Here is a 17,109-nt window from a genome sequence, read left to right as displayed (position 1 = left end):
TTAGCGCAGCAGCCCCGAGTCCTTCGCACAGGCCCCACCGCGACTGCGACCCGACTGAACCACCGCACAACCCCTAGAGCGTCCTAGGAGGGTGGGGTTGGGAAGACGAATGCCGGATGGGCAGGAGCGCCCATCCGGCATTCGCGGAGCAGAACGGCAGAACGGCAGAACGGCAGACGCGTCAGCCGTGCGCCTTGCCTCGGCCGCCGGGGCCGAGCTTCTTGCGCGGGCGGACGGAGATCTCGATAGGGCTGCCCTCGTACCCGAATTCCTCGCGGAGCTTGCGCTCGACGAAGCGCTGGTAGCCGGCGTCGAGCGGGCCGGTGGTGAAGAGCACGAACCGTGGCGGCGCCACACCGGCCTGCGTCGCGAACAGGATCCGCGGCGCCCGCCCACCACGTACCGGGTGAGGGGTGGCCTGCACCAGCGCGGTCAGCCACTGGTTCAGGTGCGCGGTCGGAACGCGGGTTTCCCAGCTGGCCAGCGCCTTGTTCAGGGCCGGGGCCAGCTTGTCCACGGCACGCCCGGTCATCGCCGACAGGTTCAGCCGGATCGCCCAGGGGATGCGGCGCAACTCCCGGTCGATCTCTTTGTCCAGGTAGTACCGACGGTCGGCGTCGACCAGGTCCCACTTGTTGAACGCGATGACCAGCGCCCGACCCGATTCGGTCACCATCGACAGGATCCGCTGGTCCTGCTCGCTGATCGGTTCGCTGGAGTCCAGCAGCACCACGGCCACCTCGGCGGCCTCGATCGCGCCGGCGGTCCGCAGGCTGGCGTAGTACTCGGTGCCGCTGGCCTTGCCGACCCGCTTGCGCAGCCCGGCCGTGTCGACCAGTTGCCAGGTCTGACCGCCGATCTCGACCAGGCTGTCCACCGGGTCCACTGTGGTGCCCGCCACCGAGTCGACGACCGCCCGCTCCTCACCGGAGAACCGGTTCAGCAGGCTGGACTTGCCGACGTTCGGCCGCCCGACCAGCGCCACCCGGCGCGGCCCACGCGGACGGTTCTCCACGATCGCCGGTGCCTCCGGCAGCGCGGCGAGGATGGCGTCCAACAGGTCGCCGGAGCCGCGCCCGTGCAGGGCGGACACCGGGAACGGCTCACCGAGGCCAAGCGACCACAGCGAGGTGGCCTCCATCTCGATGGAGTTGTTGTCGGCCTTGTTCGCCACCAGGATCACTGGCTTGGCGCTGCGCCGCAGCATCTTCACCGCGGCCTCGTCCACGTCGGTGGAGCCCACCATCGCGTCGACCACGAAGAGCACCACGTCCGCGGTGACGACCGCCGTCTCGGCCTGCGCCGCGATGGCCGCGGCACGGTCCTTCGCGTCCGGTTCCCAACCGCCGGTGTCCACCACTGTGAACGCCCGGCCGTTCCACTGCGCGTCGTACGGGACCCGGTCGCGGGTCACGCCGGGGACATCCTCGACGACCGCCTGCCGGCGGCCGATGATCCGGTTGACCAGCGTCGACTTACCGACGTTGGGGCGACCGACGACGGCCACCACCGGCTGCGGGCCGCTCGGTTCCTCGACGGCGACGTCGGGCTCCCGCAACTCGACCCACCCACCACCATCGCTACTCATGCCGCTCCTCCGCTTCGCTCCGGAGCGTCATGAGACACGACGGCACTGAGCCCGATGATTCGCTCGCTACGCTCGCTCATGCCACGCCCCGCTCGGTGAGCATGTCGCGCAGCCGCGCCACGACCTCGTCGATGCCCAGCTCGGTGGTGTCCAGCACCACCGCGTCGGGCGCCTGGGTCAGCGGGTTGACCTTGCGGGTCGAGTCGAGATGGTCCCGCCGGGCCAGATCGGCGGCCGTGGCCGCCACGTCGGCGGCGTCCTCGGCGCTGCGCCGGGCGGCACGGGCCGCCTCGGAGGCGGTCAGGAAGACCTTCAGGTCGGCGTCCGGCGCCACGACCGAGCCGATGTCGCGACCCTCGACCACCATCCGACCAGCGTTGGCGATCATCTCGCGCTGCCGGTTGACGAGCAGCTCACGGACAGCCGGCACGGCGGCGACAGCGGAAACCGCGCCGGTCACCTCGGCGCCACGGATGTCGGCATCCACGCCGACCCCGTCGATGGTCACGGCGTACCCCTGCGGGTGGGTGCCGATGCGCAGGTTGACCTCGCCGGCGACCTTCGCCACCGACGCGGTATCGGTGAGATCCACGCCGGAGCGCAGCACGGCCCACGTGATCGCCCGGTACATCGCCCCGGTGTCCAGGTAGCGCGCACCGATGCTCGCGGCGAGGCGCCGCGACACGGTGGACTTACCCGACCCGGACGGCCCGTCCACAGCGACCACACATCGCCCGGTCCGTACGTTTTCCTCCACCGTGTCCTCCTCAGCCCGTACCTCGCGGATCGCCCGGTGATCTGGCGCCGCAAGCGGTTGTCAATCGTCATCAATCATGCCCGGGTCCATTAGCGGACCTGCGCGCGACGCCGCCGGAGGCGACCCACGCCACCCGGGCGGCCGCGTCCCGGCCATCGGTGGAGCCTACCGGCTGCCGTACCCCGAACTCGGGGGTCAGTCACCCACCGCGTTGAACAGGGCGGCGACCTCGGCGTTGGTCAACCGCCGGATCCGTCCGGTCCGCAGTTCACCCAGCCGGATAGGACCGATCGAGGTACGCACCAGCCGGGTGACAGGGTGCCCGACCTCCTCCATCAGCCGTCGGACGATGTGCTTGCGGCCTTCGTGCAGGCTCAGCTCCACCTGGGCGGATTTACCCAGGGTGTCCACCACCTTGAACGAGTCGACCTTGACCGGCCCGTCCTCCAGCTCGACGCCGGCCAGCAGCCGCTTGCTCAGGTTGCGCGGGATCGGCCCGACCACCTCGGCCAGGTAGGTCTTCAGCACCTCGTACGAGGGGTGCATGAGCTTGTGCGCGAGGGTGCCGTCGTTGGTGAGCAGCAGCAGGCCCTCACTGTCCGCGTCGAGCCGCCCCACGTGGTAGACCCGCTGCTCCACCCGGTTGCCGATGAACTCGGCCAGCTCGTTACGCCCCTTGTCGTCAGCCATGGAGGTGACCACCCCGCGCGGCTTGTTCATCGCCACGTAGACCAGGCGAATGTCGACCTGGAGGCGCTCCCCGTCCACGTGGATCACGGAGGTGGCCGGGTCGACCTTGTCGCCGAGCTTGGCGACCCGCCCGTCCACGGTGACCCGGCGGCGGAAGATCAGGTCCTCACAGGCGCGCCGGGAACCCACGCCGGCGGCGGCGAGCACCTTCTGCAGGCGCTCAGCCCCCTCGTAGACGGGCGCGTCGGGTTTCGGGGAACGGTTATCGGGTCGCATCAGCAAGCTCTTCTACGTCGTCGGGCAGGAAGGGTGCGAGGGGCGGCAGCTCGTCGACGGTGTTCAGCCCGAGCTTCTCCAGGAACAACGTGGTGGTCCGGTAGAGGAACGCCCCACTGTCCGTTTCGGTGCCGCACTCCTCGATGAGGCCACGGGTGACCAGCGTACGGATGACCCCGTCGCAGTTCACACCCCGGATGGCTGAGATTCGCGAACGGGTCACCGGCTGCTTGTACGCAACCACAGCGAGCGTCTCCAGCGCCGCCTGGGTCAGCCGCACGGACTGCCCGTCCAACACGAACCGCTCAACGTACATAGCGTATTCCGGCCGGGTGTACAGCCGCCACCCGCCCGCCGCCCGCCGCAGCTCGAACCCGTGCCCGGCCGCGGTGTAACCGGCGGCGATCTCGTCGAGGATCGGCCCGACCCGCTCGGCGGGCTGCTCCAGCACCTGGGCCAGCACCAGCTCGCTGACCGGCTCGTCGACGACCAGCAGAATCGCCTCCAACGCGCCGCGCAGCTCAGGGTCGGACAGCTCGGGCGCGGGCTCCGGCACGACCGTCGCCCGCCGCCGTCCCGCCAACTGCCGCCGGGGTACGCCCGCAGCGTCACCCGACTCCCCCACCGTGCCGTCCGTCACCCCACCGAGGTCCGGGCGCGCCGAGCCCCCGTCGTCCGCAGCCGCCTCAACGCGATCCGGCTCACCCGGGCCCATTTCGTCGGCGGCCACCTCAAGACGATTGGGCCCACCTGCGGCCACCTCGACAGGACGTGGCTCACCCGGGTCCGCGTCGTCTGCTCCCCGCCCATCCGGGTCAACCTGCGCAGAGCCCGGCGCGACCACGTCCGGCTCGGCGGCTTCTGGCTCCGGTCCGGGCGCTGCCGCAGCGGGCTCGTCGGTCTCCGGTGACGCGGCTGACCCGTCCGGCTCCGTGGGAGTGTCGGCGGCGGGCGGGCGGGGACGATCCCACGGGGGCACCCAGGCGGCGGCCTGGTCGGCCAGCGAGTCCCGACGTTGCTCGTCACTCATCCCGCGCACCCTCCGTCGTTCCCGTCCCGTCCGGCCCGCCGGCCTCCCCCGTCGGCACAAGGTCAGCCCCCGCCGGGTCAAACTCAGCCCTAGCCGGCTCAGGCGTACTCCCCGCAAGCCCAGGCCCCGCCGGGTCAAGCTCTGCCCCCGCCGGTTCAGGCCCCGGTGACTCCGGGTCGGCCGGGGCTCCGGCGTACTCGTCGACGTGCAGCTCGGTGTCGCCGTCGGTCGGGCCGGTCCAGCGCACTGTCAGCTCCTCCAGGGCCTGCTCCTGCACGAACGACACCAGGCCCTCCCGGTACAGCTCCAGCAGCGCGAGGAACCGGGCCACCACCTCCAGGGTGGCCTCGCAGTCGGCGCAGAGCAGCGAGAACGTGGCGGTGCCGGCCCGGCGCAGCCGGGCGGCGAGTATCGCCGCGTGTTCCCGGACACTGACCCGGACCATGTGCACGTGGGCGATGGAGACCTCCGGCACCGGCTTCGGGGTCATCGCCTTCACGGCCAGCTTCAGCAGCCGCTGGGGGCCGATGCCGAGCACCAGGTCGGGCAGCGCCTCGGCGTAGCGGGCCTCCAGGCTGACGGCGCGCGGGTAGCGTCGGCCGCCGACGGCCTCCAGCTCGGCGATGTGCGCCGCCGCCTCCTTGTACGCCTTGTACTGCAACAGCCGGGCGAAGAGCAGGTCCCGTGCCTCCAGCAGGGCGAGGTCGGCCTCGTCCTCAACCTCGGCGGCGGGCAGCAGCCGGGCGGCCTTCAGGTCGAGCAGGGTGGCGGCGATGAGCAGGAACTCGCTGGCCTCGTCCAGGTCCCAGTTGTCGCCCATCGCCCTGATGTAGGCGATGAACTCGTCGGTGACCGTGTGCAGGGCCACCTCGGTGACGTCGAGTTTGTGCTTGCCGATCAGTTGCAGCAGCAGGTCGAACGGGCCGGTGAAGTTGGCCAGCCGCACCGTGAACCCGGTGGCAGCGGGATCGACCGGCGGCACACCGTCGACCACGGCCGCGTCGGCGGTCTCGGGTGGGTCGAGGGGTGGCGCGGTCACCGGACGACCGTAGTCCACGAGGCGGGCACGGGACGTTCCGGCTACCGCTCCGACTGGGCGGCGATCACCTCGCGGGCCAGCTGACGGTAGTTACGTGCCCCGGAGGAGGCCGGGTCCATCGTCGTGATGGGGGCACCGGCCACGGTCGACTCGGGGAACTTCACCGTCTTGGTGATGACCGTCTGGTAGACCTTGTCGCCGAACGCCTCGACCACCCGCTGGAGGACCTGGCGGCAGTGCGTGGTGCGGCTGTCGTACATGGTGGCGAGGATGCCTTCGAGCTCCAGGTCGAAGTTGAGTCGCTCGCGCACCTTGTCGATGGTGTCCAGCAGCAGTGCCACACCCCGCAGACTGAAGAACTCGCATTCGAGGGGGATGAGCACGCCGTGCGCGACGGTCAACGCGTTGATCGCCAGCAGGCCGAGTGACGGCTGGCAGTCGATCAGGATGTAGTCGTACTCCTTGCGGACCGTGCGCAGCACCCGGGCCAGGGCCATCTCCCGCGCGACCTCGTTGACGAGCTGGATCTCGGCGGCGGAGAGGTCGATGTTGGCCGGCAACAGGTGCAGCCCCGCGACGTCGGTCTTGATGACGACGTCCTCGGCGAGGATGTCGTCCTGCATGAGCAGGTTGTAGATGGACAGGTCGAGGTTGTGCGGGTTGACGCCCAGCCCCACCGAGAGGGCGCCCTGCGGGTCGAAGTCGACGAGCAGCACCTTGCGGCCGTACTCCGCGAGGGCGGCGCCCAGGTTGATGGTGGTGGTCGTCTTACCGACGCCACCCTTCTGGTTGGCCATCGCGATGATGCGCGCGGGGCCGTGCCGGTCGGTGGGCATCGGCTCGGGAATGGGCTTGCGCATCGTGTAGGCAGCCGGGTCCGCAGGACCCAGGTCCGCGCCGAGCGTGGCCTGCTGCTCGCGGAGCTCCGACGTCCAGGTCTCGGCACGGTCACCGTTGCCAGCCATGTGCTCGTTGCCCCCTCCCGACGACCCACCCGGCGTCGGAGCCGTCCGACGTCCTTCGCGGCGCCGCTGCGCACCCCGGTCGTGTCGCCCCAGGAGGTCCGCGCCGATGCCGACTGTACGCCACCGACCAGCAGGGGGTTCGGCACCGGCCCGGCGTGTCGGCGTCGACAGCTACCGGTTCAGCCCTGGGCGCGGGGATGGGCGGTGGCGTACACCTCGCGCAGCCGCTCCACGGTGACCAACGTGTAGACCTGGGTGGTGGTCACCGACGCGTGGCCGAGCAGCTCCTGGACCACCCGGACGTCGGCGCCACCGTCGAGCAGGTGCGTGGCGTAGGAGTGGCGCAAAGTGTGCGGGGAGACCGCGGCCGGCCCGTCCACGGGCAGCCCGACCCGGTCGGCGGCGCGGCGCAGGATGCCCCAGGCGCCCTGGCGGGACAGCGCGCCACCGCGGGCGTTGAGGAACACCGCCGGGGTGCCCCTACCGGCGGCGGCCAGCCCGGGACGGGCCCGGACCAGGTAGGCGCTGACGGCGTCGACGGCGTACCCGCCGATGGGCACCAGCCGCACCCGGCCGCCCTTGCCGCGCAGCAGCACCGTGCCGTCGTCGGTGTCGAGGTCGTCCACGGCGGCGCCGACCGCTTCGGAGATGCGCGCTCCGGTGCCGTACAGGAACTCCAGCAGCGCCCGGTCGCGCAGCGCGAGGGGCGCGTCGTCGCCGGTAGCGGTGATCGGGCCGGCGGTCTCCAGCAGCCGGACCACGTCGTCGACAGGTAGCGCCCGGGGCAGCCGCCGGGGCGGCGTGGGCGGGCGGACGTCGCGGCTCGGATCGGCGCCGGTGAGGCCCTCGCGCAGCGCGAAGCGGTGCAGGCCGCGTACCGCGCTGGCCGCGCGGGCGGCGGAGGAGACAGCGAGGGGCGGGTGCGCGTCGTCGCCGGCGCGCAGCCGCGCCAGGTGCGACTCGACGAGGCCGGCGCCGACCGACGCGAGGTCGGTGACGCCGGCGTCGGTCAGGGTGGCGAGATAGCGGTCCAGATCCCGGCGGTACGAGGCGAGCGTGTTCGCGGAGAGGCCACGTTCGACGGTCAGGTGGTCGAGGTACCCGCGAACGGCACGGCGCAGCGCCGGCGTGGGTGGTGTGCCCACGCCGGCGCTGGCTACGCCGTCGGTCAGTGCTCTGCCCCTCGGCTCGCTACCACTCGGCCGCCACCGTTCAGGCCAGCACGTCGGCCAGCGGGAGCACGTCCATGCCGTGCGCCTCGGCGACCGGGCCGTAGGTGACCTGACCGGCGTGGGTGTTGAGGCCCAGCGCCAGCGCCGGGTCGTTGCGCAGCGCCTCGCGCCAGCCCTGGTTGGCCAGTTCCAGGGCGTACGGCAGGGTGACGTTGGTCAGCGCGTAGGTGCTGGTGTTTGGCACCGCGCCGGGCATGTTCGCCACGCAGTAGAAGATCGACTCGTGGACCTTGTAGACCGGGTCGGCGTGCGTGGTGGGGCGCGAGTCCTCGAAGCAGCCGCCCTGGTCGATGGCGATGTCGACGAGAACGCTGCCGGGCTTCATCCGGGAGACCAGCTCGTTGGAGATCAGCGTCGGGGCCTTCGCGCCGGGCACCAGCACCGCACCGATGACCAGGTCGGCGTCGAGCACGGCGCGCTCGACCTCGTACGCGTTGGAGGCGACGGTCTGCAGGTGGCCCCGGTAGATCGCGTCGGCCTGCCGCAGCCGGGCCACGTTCTTGTCCAGCAGAAGCACCTCGGACTGCAGACCCAGCGCGATCGCGGCGGCGTTCATGCCGGAGACACCGGCGCCGATGACCACGGTCTTGGCCGCGTACACGCCGGAGACACCGCCGGGCAGCACACCGCGCCCACCACCGGTGCGCATCATGTAGAAGGCGCCCACCTGCGGGGCGAGCCGGCCGGCGACCTCGGACATCGGGGCGAGCAGCGGCAGCGACCGGTCGGGCAGCTCGACGGTCTCGTACGCGATGCCGGTGACCCGGCGGTCGATCAGCGCGTCGGTGCACTCCTTGGAGGCGGCCAGGTGCAGGTAGGTGAAGAGCACCTGCCCCTCGCGCATCCGGTGGTACTCCTCGGCGATCGGCTCCTTGACCTTGAGGACCAGCTCGGCGGTCTCCCACACCTCGTCGGCGGTGGCGAGGATCTTCGCGCCGGCGGCGGCGAACTCCTCGTCGGTGATGCTGGAGCCAACCCCGGCGCCGGACTCGACGAAGACCTGGTGGCCGCTGCGGGTGAACTCGTTGACACCCGCTGGCGTGATCGCCACGCGGTACTCGTGGTTCTTGACCTCGCGTGGGATTCCGACCTTCACGATGCAGACACCTCTCTTCGGGGCTGCTCTCCCCCGACTGCTCGGTGCCACGACGGCCCCTTTGCCGCCGCGGTACACCGGTCCTGCGGCGGCAGTCTAGGCGCGCCCGGTGCCGCCGCGAGCCAGCACAGTGACACCCGGTGCCCGGGTGTCCTGACGATGTGTCAGGGCACCGCCGAGATTCGGCGGTCGAGCGTCACCTCAGCCAACAGGACAATGTTTCACCACTATCGTCCCATCTGCCGGGCGGCGGTGCGGACAGCCGGCGAGTGGATCACTAATGTGTCCGCCCATGACCACTCCTCCTTACCAGCCCGGTTACCCCGAGCCGGGGTACCCCCAGGGCGTCTCCGACAAGAGCAAGATCGTCGCGGGTATCCTCGGCATCCTGCTCGGCACCTTCGGTGCCGGTCGGTTCTACACCGGACACACCAAGATCGCCGTCCTCCAGCTCGTCGTGAGCGTGGTTACCTGCGGCGTCGGCGCTCTCTGGGGCGTCATCGACGGCATCCTCATCCTGGTCAACGGCGGCACGGACGCGCAGGGCCGTCCGCTGCGCGACTCCTAGACCAGCAAGCGAAAGGGGCCCCGCGGCTGACCGCGGGGCCCCTTTGGCGCGTACTCCCCCGACCGGCTGGACCGGCGGCGACGCTCAGCGCGGCAGCGGCGCGTCCGCCCGACGCAGAGACGCGAAGCCGGTGTCCCGGGCCCGGGCCGCGGCCAGCAGCCCGGCCACCGCGGACGCGTTGGTGATCTCACCGGCCGCGACCATGGCGACCGCCTCGTCCAGGTCGATCCGGACGACCTGGAGGTCGGCCTCCTCGTCGTGGCGCTCGTGCCGCTCGTCGGCCGGCACGTCGGCGAGGTCGCGGGCCAGGAACACCCGGACGATCTCGTTGGTGAACCCCGGCGAGCTGTGCAGGTCCACCAGCACGTCGACCCGCTCGGCGGTGAGGTCGGCCTCCTCGGCCAACTCCCGCAGCGCGGCCACCGGCAACTCCTCGCCGGAGACGTCCATCAGACCGGCCGGCAGCTCCCACAGGTGCCGCCCGACCGGGTGCCGGTACTGCCGGATCAGCACCACCTGGCCGGCGTCGTCGAGCGCCACCACGGCCACCGCCCCGACGTGCCGGACGAGGTCACGCAGCCCGGTCCCACCGCCCGGCATGGTCACCTCCTCGGTGACCACGTCGAAGATCCGCCCCCGGTACCGCTCCTGCCGGGAACGCACCTCGTAGCGGTGCTCCAGGTCGCTCACGACGCCGACGACGCCTTCGTCGCGGCGCCGTTGCGGGCGGCCTTGCGCGTCGTCGGGGCCTCCGCCGCCGCGTCCAGGTCGACCGGCAACTGGTCGGCCTGCGAGTACGTCACCGCGGCCTTGACGAACGAGGCGAACAGCGGGTGCGGGCGGGTCGGGCGGCTCTTCAACTCGGGGTGCGCCTGGGTGGCCACGAAGAACGGGTGCAGGCTCCGGTCCAGTTCGATGAACTCGACCAGCCGGCCGTCCGGCGAGGTGCCGGAGATGTGCAGGCCCGCCTTGGTCAGCGCGTCCCGGTAGGCGTTGTTCACCTCGTAGCGGTGCCGGTGCCGCTCGCTGATCTCGGTGCTGCCGTACGCCTCGGCGACGATCGAGCCCTCGGTCAACGTCGCCGGGTACGCGCCCAGCCGCATCGTGCCGCCCAGGTCACCCCGACCGGCGACGATGTCCTCCTGGTCGGCCATCGTGGCGATGACCGGGTGGGCCGCCTGCTCGTCGAACTCCACCGAGTTCGCGCCGTCCAGGTCGGCCAGGTGCCGGGCCACCTCGATGGTCATGCACTGCAGGCCGAGGCAGAGGCCGAGCAGCGGGATGCCGGCCTCCCGGGCGTACCGGGCGGTGCCGATCTTGCCCTCGATACCGCGGACGCCGAAGCCGCCGGGGATGAGGATGCCGTCCACGCCGGCCAACGCCGCAGCCGCGCCGGCCGGGGTGACGCACTCGTCGCTGGGCACCCACTTGAGCTGCACCCGGGCCCGGTGGCCGAAGCCCGCCGCCCGGATCGCCTCACTCACCGACAGGTACGCGTCGGGCAGGTCGACGTACTTGCCGACCACGGCGACCGTGACGGTGTGCCGGGGGCGGTGCACCCGCTCCAGCAGGTCGTCCCAGCTGGCCCAGTCCACGTCCCGGAAGGAGAGGCCGAGCCGGCGCACCACGTACGCGTCGAGCCCCTCCCGGTGCAGCACCTTCGGGATGTCGTAGATGCTCGGGGCGTCCGGGGCGGCGACGACCGCCTCGGCGTCCACGTCGCAGTAGAGCGACAGCTTCTCCTTGAGCTTCACCGGGATCTCCCGGTCGCAGCGGAGCACGATCGCGTCCGGCTGGATGCCGATGTTGCGCAGCTGCGCCACCGAGTGCTGCGTCGGCTTGGTCTTCAGCTCACCCGACGGTGCCAGGTACGGCACCAGCGAGACGTGCAGGTAGAAGCAGTTGTCGCGGCCCAGGTCGTGGCGGACCTGACGGATCGCCTCCAGGAACGGCAGCGACTCGATGTCGCCGACCGTGCCACCGACCTCGGTGATCACCACGTCGGGCAGCTGGCCGTCCTCGTCCGGGTCGGCCATCGCCAGGATCCGCGACTTGATCTCGTTCGTGATGTGCGGGATGACCTGGACGGTGTCGCCCAGGTACTCGCCGCGCCGCTCCTTGGCGATCACGTCGGAGTAGATCTGACCGGTGGTGACGTTCGCCTTACCGGACAACGCCCGGTCGAGGAACCGCTCGTAGTGCCCGACGTCGAGGTCGGTCTCGGCGCCGTCCTCGGTGACGAACACCTCACCGTGCTGGAACGGGTTCATCGTCCCCGGGTCCACGTTCAGGTAGGGGTCGAGCTTCTGCATCACCACGCGCAGCCCGCGCGCGGTCAGCAGGTTGCCGAGGCTGGAGGCGGTGAGGCCCTTACCCAGCGAGGAGGCGACGCCCCCGGTGACGAAAATGTGCCTGGTCGTCCGTGCTGATGGGGCCAAGGCCTGCTCCCGTGTCGTCTGTCGCGGTCATGCAGACCGCCGTGCTTGATCAGCAAAGTGATCACGCGATCCACGGGATTCGACGGTAACACCTCCCGGGCGGGTACCCGCAGGCCGCACCCCGGCTGCGACACCTCCGGGCCATCCGGACGAGGTCCGGCGCTCAGGACGCGGCAACCTCCGTCGATGACCGGGGGACCTGCCGGGGCGGCACGGGCACCGTCGGCGCGGCGTCCGGCGTCGACAGGCTCGCCGTCGGCTCGGCCGGTTCGTCGGCGTCCCCCCGGCGCTCGCCCGCAGGGTCCGACACCGGTCGGGCGGCCGTCGCCGGTGCGCCCGGGGGCGGGCCGGCGATCGGACGGGGGTGCACGGCACCCAGCGGTCCCCCGCCGCCGGTCGGACCGTCACCGCCACCGGCCGGGCCGACCCCGCCGGACCCCGAGTCGTCGTCGGCGCCGTTGGCGCGGGAGCGGGCCGCTACCGGGCGGGTCCGGTCCGCGGCGTGCCCGAGCACCCGTAGCGACGCCAGGGCCGCCATCGGCACCACCAGGGCGGCGGCAGCACCCATCACGTCCAGGGCCGCGCCGTCGAGCACACCACCGAGCACCGCGGCGACCACGGTGCCGGCCAGCGCGGCCCGGACCGCCGGGTAGATGCCGAACAACCGCATCAGCCCACCCCACGGCTGCAACAGGGCGAACCACACCAGCAACCCGGCGGCCAGCGCCAGCACCGTCAGCGGGCTGTTGACCAACGTCTCGAAGTTTTCCGTGCTGGAGCGGTGCACGGCGAACCCGCCGGTGCCGTCACCGAGCGCGGAGAGGAACCGGCCCAGGCTGCCCCGCTCCGCGGCCGGACGCCGCAGGTCCACCACCGCGAACCCGATACCGACCGCCAGCGCCGCCATGGTGGCCCAGGCCAGCCGGCTGACCGTCAACCAGCCACCGGCGCTGATCACGGCGGCGACGCTCACCCCGGCGGTGAGCGCGATCGCGCCGACCGGGTCGGCGCCCAGATACGGGCTGCCGACCACCACCACGGCGAGGCCACCCACCGCCACCATCACCGCCGGCCGCCAGCCCCGGTGCACCCGCTGCGCGAACCAGCCGCCGGTGACCAGCGCACCGGCGAGGAACACTCCCAGCCCCACAGTGCTCAGCCCGGCGTACCGGCCGCCCTGCAACGCGGAGTAGCCGACCACACCGTTGAGCTGCAGGCGGGCCCCGGTGAGCACGTCCAGCCCGACCACGAGCGTGGTGAGGCCGGCCACCGCTCCCAGCGGCCCGAGGGTGTTCGCGTACCCGGGGGCGAACCGCACCGCCGCGGTGCCGGCGGCCACCAGCAGCGCGGTCACCCCGGCGAAGATCCACCCGGGGTGCTCACCGCGCCACCAGGGGACCGCGTCGGTCAGCAGCGCCGCCGGCACCGTCAACGCCGCGGCGACCAGCAGCAGCTCCATCACCGCCACGATCCGCCCGGAGACGGGCGTCGGACTGGCCGGGCCGGCGTGCGGACGGGCCCGGCGCAGCAACGGCAGGATCGCGACGGCCAGCAGCACCTGCACCCCGGCGAGCAGCGTGAAGAACACCCCGGAGACGGAACGCTGGGAGGCCGCCTCCCGGTCGGCGTTCGCCGGCGCGTTGATGGCCTCGGTCAGATCAGCGGGACGACCGCCGGTGCTGATCGCCGGACGGCCGAGGAAGAGCCGCTCCGGCATGGGCCGGCCCAACGCGGCGAGGGCGGTCGGCGCGAGGTCGACAAGTTGCAGGTACCCGTCCCGGCCGGTGCTGGCCGAGGTGAGCCACCCCCGCTCCCAGCCCGGCCCGTCGGCGACCGCCACGTGCAGCCGCGCCGGCTGGGTGGTGTCGGAGATCCCCGCGACCAGCACCAACGACCGTGGGGGTCGCGCCGCCAGCACCCTGGCCAACTCGGCGTCCGCCGCGCGGGCCTCCTCGGCGCGGGTGGCCGGGTCGGCCCCCTTGACAGTGCCGAGGTCGACGATGCTCAGCACACACGAGCCGAGCAGCGGCCGCGGGTCGGCCGGCAGCCCCGAGGCGTACCGGTCGACACGGCCGTACGGTCGGGCGGCGGCCACTGCCGCGCCCGGGCCGACGGCGACGGAGCACCGCACCGACTCCGACAACGAGCCGGGCAGGGCGCCCCAGGGCAGCCGCTGCTGGTTGTACTGGACCACGCTCTCCTGGTCGGGCAGGTTCGCGCCGATGCCGTCGGGTTGTTCCACAGTCACCGCCGCCGACGGGCAACCGTCGACCGACCGGCTGCCGTTCCACGCGGCGAAGCTGCCCGCGCCCAGGGTCAACCAGCCGTCCACCGGGCAGGTGGGCCGGTGCGCGGAACGCACCGACAGGGAGCCGATCGAGCCGTCCTGGGCCATCCGCCACAGCGTCGGGGTGCTCTGCGGATCCACGTCGTCCCAGCGCAGCCCGGCGACCCCGGCGAGCACCACGAAGTCGGCGGTCCGTTGCGGGGCGCCCTGGGGTGGGCGGGCGGCGAGCGCGGTGACGCCCAGCGCCACCACGAGCACTGTCAACAGGGCGGGGGCGATTCGGCGCAACATCACCGGTGTCCCGTTCTCGGGGCGTCGGAGCCCGGGGCGGCCGCCGGACCGCCGGGGTTCCCGGCCAGCTCGGCGTAGAGGGCGGCAAGCGAAGCGACGGTGTCCGCCTCGGTCGGCCACGTCGCCGCCCGTTCGGTCCCGCGCCGGCCCAACTCCGCCCGCGCCGCCGGATCGTCCAGCAACGCGCGTACGGCCGCGTCGAGGGCGTCCACGTCGCCGGCGGGGACCAGCGTGGCGGCGTCGCCGACCAGATCCGGGAGCCCGCCGACAGCGGTGGCCACCAGTGGCACGCCGGCGCGCAACGCCTCCTGGGCGAAAAGTTGCCGCGCCTCCCAGTCGCTGGTCACCACCGCCAGGTCGGCGCCGGCGAGCAGGTCGGCCACGTCGGTGCGGTGCCCCAGCAGGGTCACCGGGGCGCGGGCGGCGGAGGTCCGCGCCGCGAGCGGCAGATACGCCGGCCCGCTGCCCGCGATCACCACGACCGGCGGCGGGGTACGCGTACGCCAGCGGGCCGCCGCGTCGATCAGCACGTCGTAACGCTTCTGCGGGTGCAACCGACCAACCGAGACGATCAACGGCTGGTCCGGGCGGACGCCGAACTCGGCGCGTACCGCCGCCGGGCGTCGACGCGGCGCGGGCAGCGTCGGCGCGGCGACCGGGGCGAGCCGGGCGTCGGCGGCACCCACCTCGGCGGCCCGTCGCACCAGGTCCGCGGAAGCGCCGAGGGCCACCCGGACGCCCCGGGCCACCACCCGTTCGACGAGCCGGGACACCCCGCCCCGCAGTCCCCCGGCGAGCACCGCGTTGTGCCAGGTGACGATCAGCGGGACGGTCGGCCGGGCCAGCACGGCGACCAACCCGGCCCGCAGGCCGTGCGCGTGGACCACGTCGACAGTGGCGTCGGCGAGCACCCGACGCAGCGCGAGCACCGCCCGCGCGTCGGCCGGAGTCGGGCTCGCCGGGATCTCCACCGCCTCGAACCGGGCACCGACACCGGTGAAGTCGAACTGCTCCTGAGTGGCGGCTGGCCCGCAGACCAGGACTGTGGTGCCGCCCGCGACGAGGCCACGGGCCACCGAACGGACGTGCTGGCCGACCCCGCCGGTGCTGGACGCGAGCACCAACGCGACGGTGCCCGACCAGCCGGCGGGCAGAGTTGGCTCAGTCATCGCGTCGCCGTCTCCTTCCCGTCGCCCCGCTGCGCGGAGCCCGCGCCCGGTGTCGGCGCACCGCCGGACGGCCCCCGCCGGCCCAGACGCCGCAGCATGCCGGCGAGCAGTGGCTGTACGTCCCGCCGGTCGACGAACCAGACCACGGCGAGGAACACAACCCCAACCAGAACCCCGGACAGCATGCCCTGACCGAACGCCGCCGCCGTCGTCGGGGTGCCGCCGTCCGACTGGTCGAGCCAACGGCTGAGACCCAGCCCGGCGAGCCCGGCGAGCACACCGGCGAGGCCACCGGCCGCTGCGGCCCGTGCCGCTCCCGCGAGAGCGGGACGGCCGGCGCTGCGCCGCACCGCCAGGAGCAGCAGGGCGCCCAGCACCAGCATCCCCACCGAGTTCGCGGCCGTCACCGCGAGCACCCGGTCGGCGGTGGGGAGCAGCACCGTCAACGGCAGCGCCACAGCCGGAACGACCAGCCAGCCGAGGGTGATCGCCACCGTCGCCGAGCGGGTGTCGCCGCGTGCGTACAGCGCGCGGGACAGCACTGCGAACAAGCCGTAGCCGAGCAGTCCCGGCGCGAACCCGCTGATGGCCGCCGCGGTGGACGCCGGATTGTCCGGGTAGAAGAGGGCGGCGATCGGCTGCGCCGTACCGATCAACGCGGCGACGCCCAGGCAGCTGAAGAGCAGCACACCCCGCACCGTGCCGGAGAGGGTGCGCCGATAACCGTCCTCGTCACCGGCCGCGCTGGCGGTGGCCAGCGTGGGATAGGACGCCACCGCCAACGGCACGGCGAGGACCGCCCACGGCAGCAGGTAGATCGCCTGGGCCAGGTTGAACACCTGTGGCGAGCCGGTAGGACCCCCGGAGACCCGGTTCAGGACCACCAGGAGCGCGATCTGCTGCGCGGCCACCGTCACCGCCCCGGCCGTGGCGAGCCCGCCGATCCGCGCCCGCGCGTCAGCGGTGAAGGCGTACCCGAAGCGGGGCCGTAGCCGCAACCGCCGCAGCGGGATCAGCAGCGACAGCGACAGCACGACCACGCCCAGGGTGGTGCCGCCGGAGAGGAGCAGTTCGCCGCTGCGGCCGACCTGGGCCACGGACACGCCCCGCCCCTGCGCGGCGCCGAAGGCCACGTAGACGACGACCACGGTGAGGCTGGACAGCAGCGGCGCGATGACCGGCCAGGCGAAACGTCGGTGTGCCTGGAGGACGCCGGTGAGTACGATGCCGATCCCGTAAAGCGGCAACTGCGGGGCGAACACGCGCAGCATCCGGGCGCCGGCGGCGAGTTCCGCCGCCGATCGTCCCTCGCTGATCAGCGAGATGATCGGGTCGGCGAACAGGACGACGAGCACGGCGAGGGGAACCAGCAGGCTCACCGTCCAGGTGAGCAGGGCGCCGGTGGTCGCCGCCACCGTCCGCCGGTCCTCGGCCGCGACCGCCCCGGCCAGCAGTGGCACGACCAGGCTGGCCAACGCCCCGCCCGCGACGATCTCGAAGACGATGTTCGGCACCGTGTTGGCGATGACGTACATGCCGCCGAGGTCGCTCTGCTCGACCACCCAGGTGAACACGGCGGTACGGCCGAAGCCGGCGAGTCTGCTGGCCACGGTGAGGACGGCGATGAGCGCGGCTGCCCCGGCCAGCCGGCCGGCGCCGGCGAGGGGTGCCGGTCTGGTCACG

The 17,109-nt window shown here is 72.6% G+C and carries 14 protein-coding genes; 1 reads left to right on the top strand and 13 read right to left on the bottom strand.

The window, feature by feature from the left end:
* Positions 1 to 181: 181 nt before the first annotated feature.
* The 8 genes from der to ald all read right to left on the bottom strand — a co-directional run bounded on the left by der (position 182) and on the right by ald (position 8,673).
* Positions 182 to 1,588: a ribosome biogenesis GTPase Der gene (der, locus tag ABZU43_RS22585; RefSeq protein WP_347664889.1), complete on the bottom strand. Its 1,407-nt coding sequence runs from the start codon at positions 1,586 to 1,588 to the stop codon at positions 182 to 184.
* A 76-nt stretch (positions 1,589 to 1,664) separates the two neighbouring features.
* Complete coding sequence (cmk, locus tag ABZU43_RS22580) at positions 1,665 to 2,345, bottom strand: (d)CMP kinase (protein WP_355008455.1); 681 nt, start codon at positions 2,343 to 2,345, stop codon at positions 1,665 to 1,667.
* A 195-nt stretch (positions 2,346 to 2,540) separates the two neighbouring features.
* A complete protein-coding gene (locus ABZU43_RS22575; RefSeq protein ID WP_238659881.1) occupies positions 2,541 to 3,311 on the bottom strand; it encodes a pseudouridine synthase in 771 nt (256 codons plus the stop codon).
* Positions 3,298 to 4,341: an SMC-Scp complex subunit ScpB gene (scpB, locus tag ABZU43_RS22570; protein WP_355008454.1), complete on the bottom strand. Its 1,044-nt coding sequence runs from the start codon at positions 4,339 to 4,341 to the stop codon at positions 3,298 to 3,300. Before scpB ends, ABZU43_RS22575 begins: the two co-directional genes overlap by 14 nt.
* Entirely contained in the window at positions 4,334 to 5,380 is a 1,047-nt protein-coding gene (locus ABZU43_RS22565) for a segregation/condensation protein A (RefSeq protein ID WP_355008453.1), read from the bottom strand. Before ABZU43_RS22565 ends, scpB begins: the two co-directional genes overlap by 8 nt.
* A 41-nt stretch (positions 5,381 to 5,421) precedes the next feature.
* Positions 5,422 to 6,345, bottom strand: a complete 924-nt coding sequence (locus tag ABZU43_RS22560; protein ID WP_124817891.1) for a ParA family protein — start codon at positions 6,343 to 6,345, stop codon at positions 5,422 to 5,424.
* 179 nt (positions 6,346 to 6,524) lie between these two features.
* Positions 6,525 to 7,490 carry a site-specific tyrosine recombinase XerD gene (locus ABZU43_RS22555; protein ID WP_355008452.1) on the bottom strand — a complete coding sequence of 322 codons (966 nt, stop codon included), beginning with the start codon at positions 7,488 to 7,490 and terminating at the stop codon, positions 6,525 to 6,527.
* A gap of 67 nt (positions 7,491 to 7,557) precedes the next feature.
* Positions 7,558 to 8,673 (bottom strand): alanine dehydrogenase, encoded by a 1,116-nt coding sequence (gene ald / locus ABZU43_RS22550; protein WP_279519840.1) that lies wholly within the window; start codon positions 8,671 to 8,673, stop codon positions 7,558 to 7,560.
* Between the two features lie 292 nt (positions 8,674 to 8,965).
* On the opposite strand from ald, the gene ABZU43_RS22545 reads away from it, so the two are divergent.
* On the top strand, positions 8,966 to 9,241 hold the full coding sequence (locus ABZU43_RS22545; RefSeq protein WP_355008451.1) for a TM2 domain-containing protein: 276 nt from the start codon (positions 8,966 to 8,968) through the stop codon (positions 9,239 to 9,241).
* An 84-nt stretch (positions 9,242 to 9,325) separates the two neighbouring features.
* On the opposite strand, the gene ABZU43_RS22540 is transcribed toward ABZU43_RS22545, so the two are convergent.
* The 5 genes from ABZU43_RS22540 to ABZU43_RS22520 form a co-directional block, all read right to left on the bottom strand.
* A complete protein-coding gene (locus tag ABZU43_RS22540; protein WP_355008450.1) occupies positions 9,326 to 9,931 on the bottom strand; it encodes an NUDIX hydrolase in 606 nt (201 codons plus the stop codon).
* Positions 9,928 to 11,679, bottom strand: coding sequence for a CTP synthase (locus ABZU43_RS22535; protein WP_355008449.1), 1,752 nt, complete (start codon positions 11,677 to 11,679; stop codon positions 9,928 to 9,930). The genes ABZU43_RS22540 and ABZU43_RS22535 overlap by 4 nt, the downstream gene beginning before the upstream one ends.
* A 163-nt stretch (positions 11,680 to 11,842) precedes the next feature.
* Positions 11,843 to 14,257 carry a hypothetical protein gene (locus ABZU43_RS22530; RefSeq protein WP_355008636.1) on the bottom strand — a complete coding sequence of 805 codons (2,415 nt, stop codon included), beginning with the start codon at positions 14,255 to 14,257 and terminating at the stop codon, positions 11,843 to 11,845.
* The gene (locus ABZU43_RS22525; RefSeq protein WP_355008448.1) at positions 14,257 to 15,426 is read right to left on the bottom strand and encodes a glycosyltransferase family 4 protein; all 1,170 of its coding nucleotides are present in this window, start codon (positions 15,424 to 15,426) and stop codon (positions 14,257 to 14,259) included. Before ABZU43_RS22525 ends, ABZU43_RS22530 begins: the two co-directional genes overlap by 1 nt.
* The gene (locus ABZU43_RS22520; RefSeq protein ID WP_355008447.1) at positions 15,423 to 17,108 is read right to left on the bottom strand and encodes a lipid II flippase MurJ; all 1,686 of its coding nucleotides are present in this window, start codon (positions 17,106 to 17,108) and stop codon (positions 15,423 to 15,425) included. Before ABZU43_RS22520 ends, ABZU43_RS22525 begins: the two co-directional genes overlap by 4 nt.
* Position 17,109 lies beyond the last annotated feature (1 nt).

Source organism: Micromonospora sp. NPDC005205 (assembly GCF_040608275.1).
Classification (GTDB): domain Bacteria; phylum Actinomycetota; class Actinomycetes; order Mycobacteriales; family Micromonosporaceae; genus Micromonospora.
The sequence above is the reverse complement of the archived record's forward strand: the minus strand, read 5'-3'. Positions and strand labels throughout refer to the sequence as shown.

Coding starts and splice junctions, on each gene's coding strand:
- ABZU43_RS22560 (WP_124817891.1), bottom strand. CDS start 6,345: ATGGCTGGCAACGGTGACCGTGCCGAGACCTGGACGTCGGAGCTCCGC.
- ABZU43_RS22545 (WP_355008451.1), top strand. CDS start 8,966: ATGACCACTCCTCCTTACCAGCCCGGTTACCCCGAGCCGGGGTACCCC.
- scpB (WP_355008454.1), bottom strand. CDS start 4,341: ATGAGTGACGAGCAACGTCGGGACTCGCTGGCCGACCAGGCCGCCGCC.
- ABZU43_RS22525 (WP_355008448.1), bottom strand. CDS start 15,426: ATGACTGAGCCAACTCTGCCCGCCGGCTGGTCGGGCACCGTCGCGTTG.
- ABZU43_RS22530 (WP_355008636.1), bottom strand. CDS start 14,257: ATGTTGCGCCGAATCGCCCCCGCCCTGTTGACAGTGCTCGTGGTGGCG.
- ABZU43_RS22575 (WP_238659881.1), bottom strand. CDS start 3,311: ATGCGACCCGATAACCGTTCCCCGAAACCCGACGCGCCCGTCTACGAG.
- der (WP_347664889.1), bottom strand. CDS start 1,588: ATGAGTAGCGATGGTGGTGGGTGGGTCGAGTTGCGGGAGCCCGACGTC.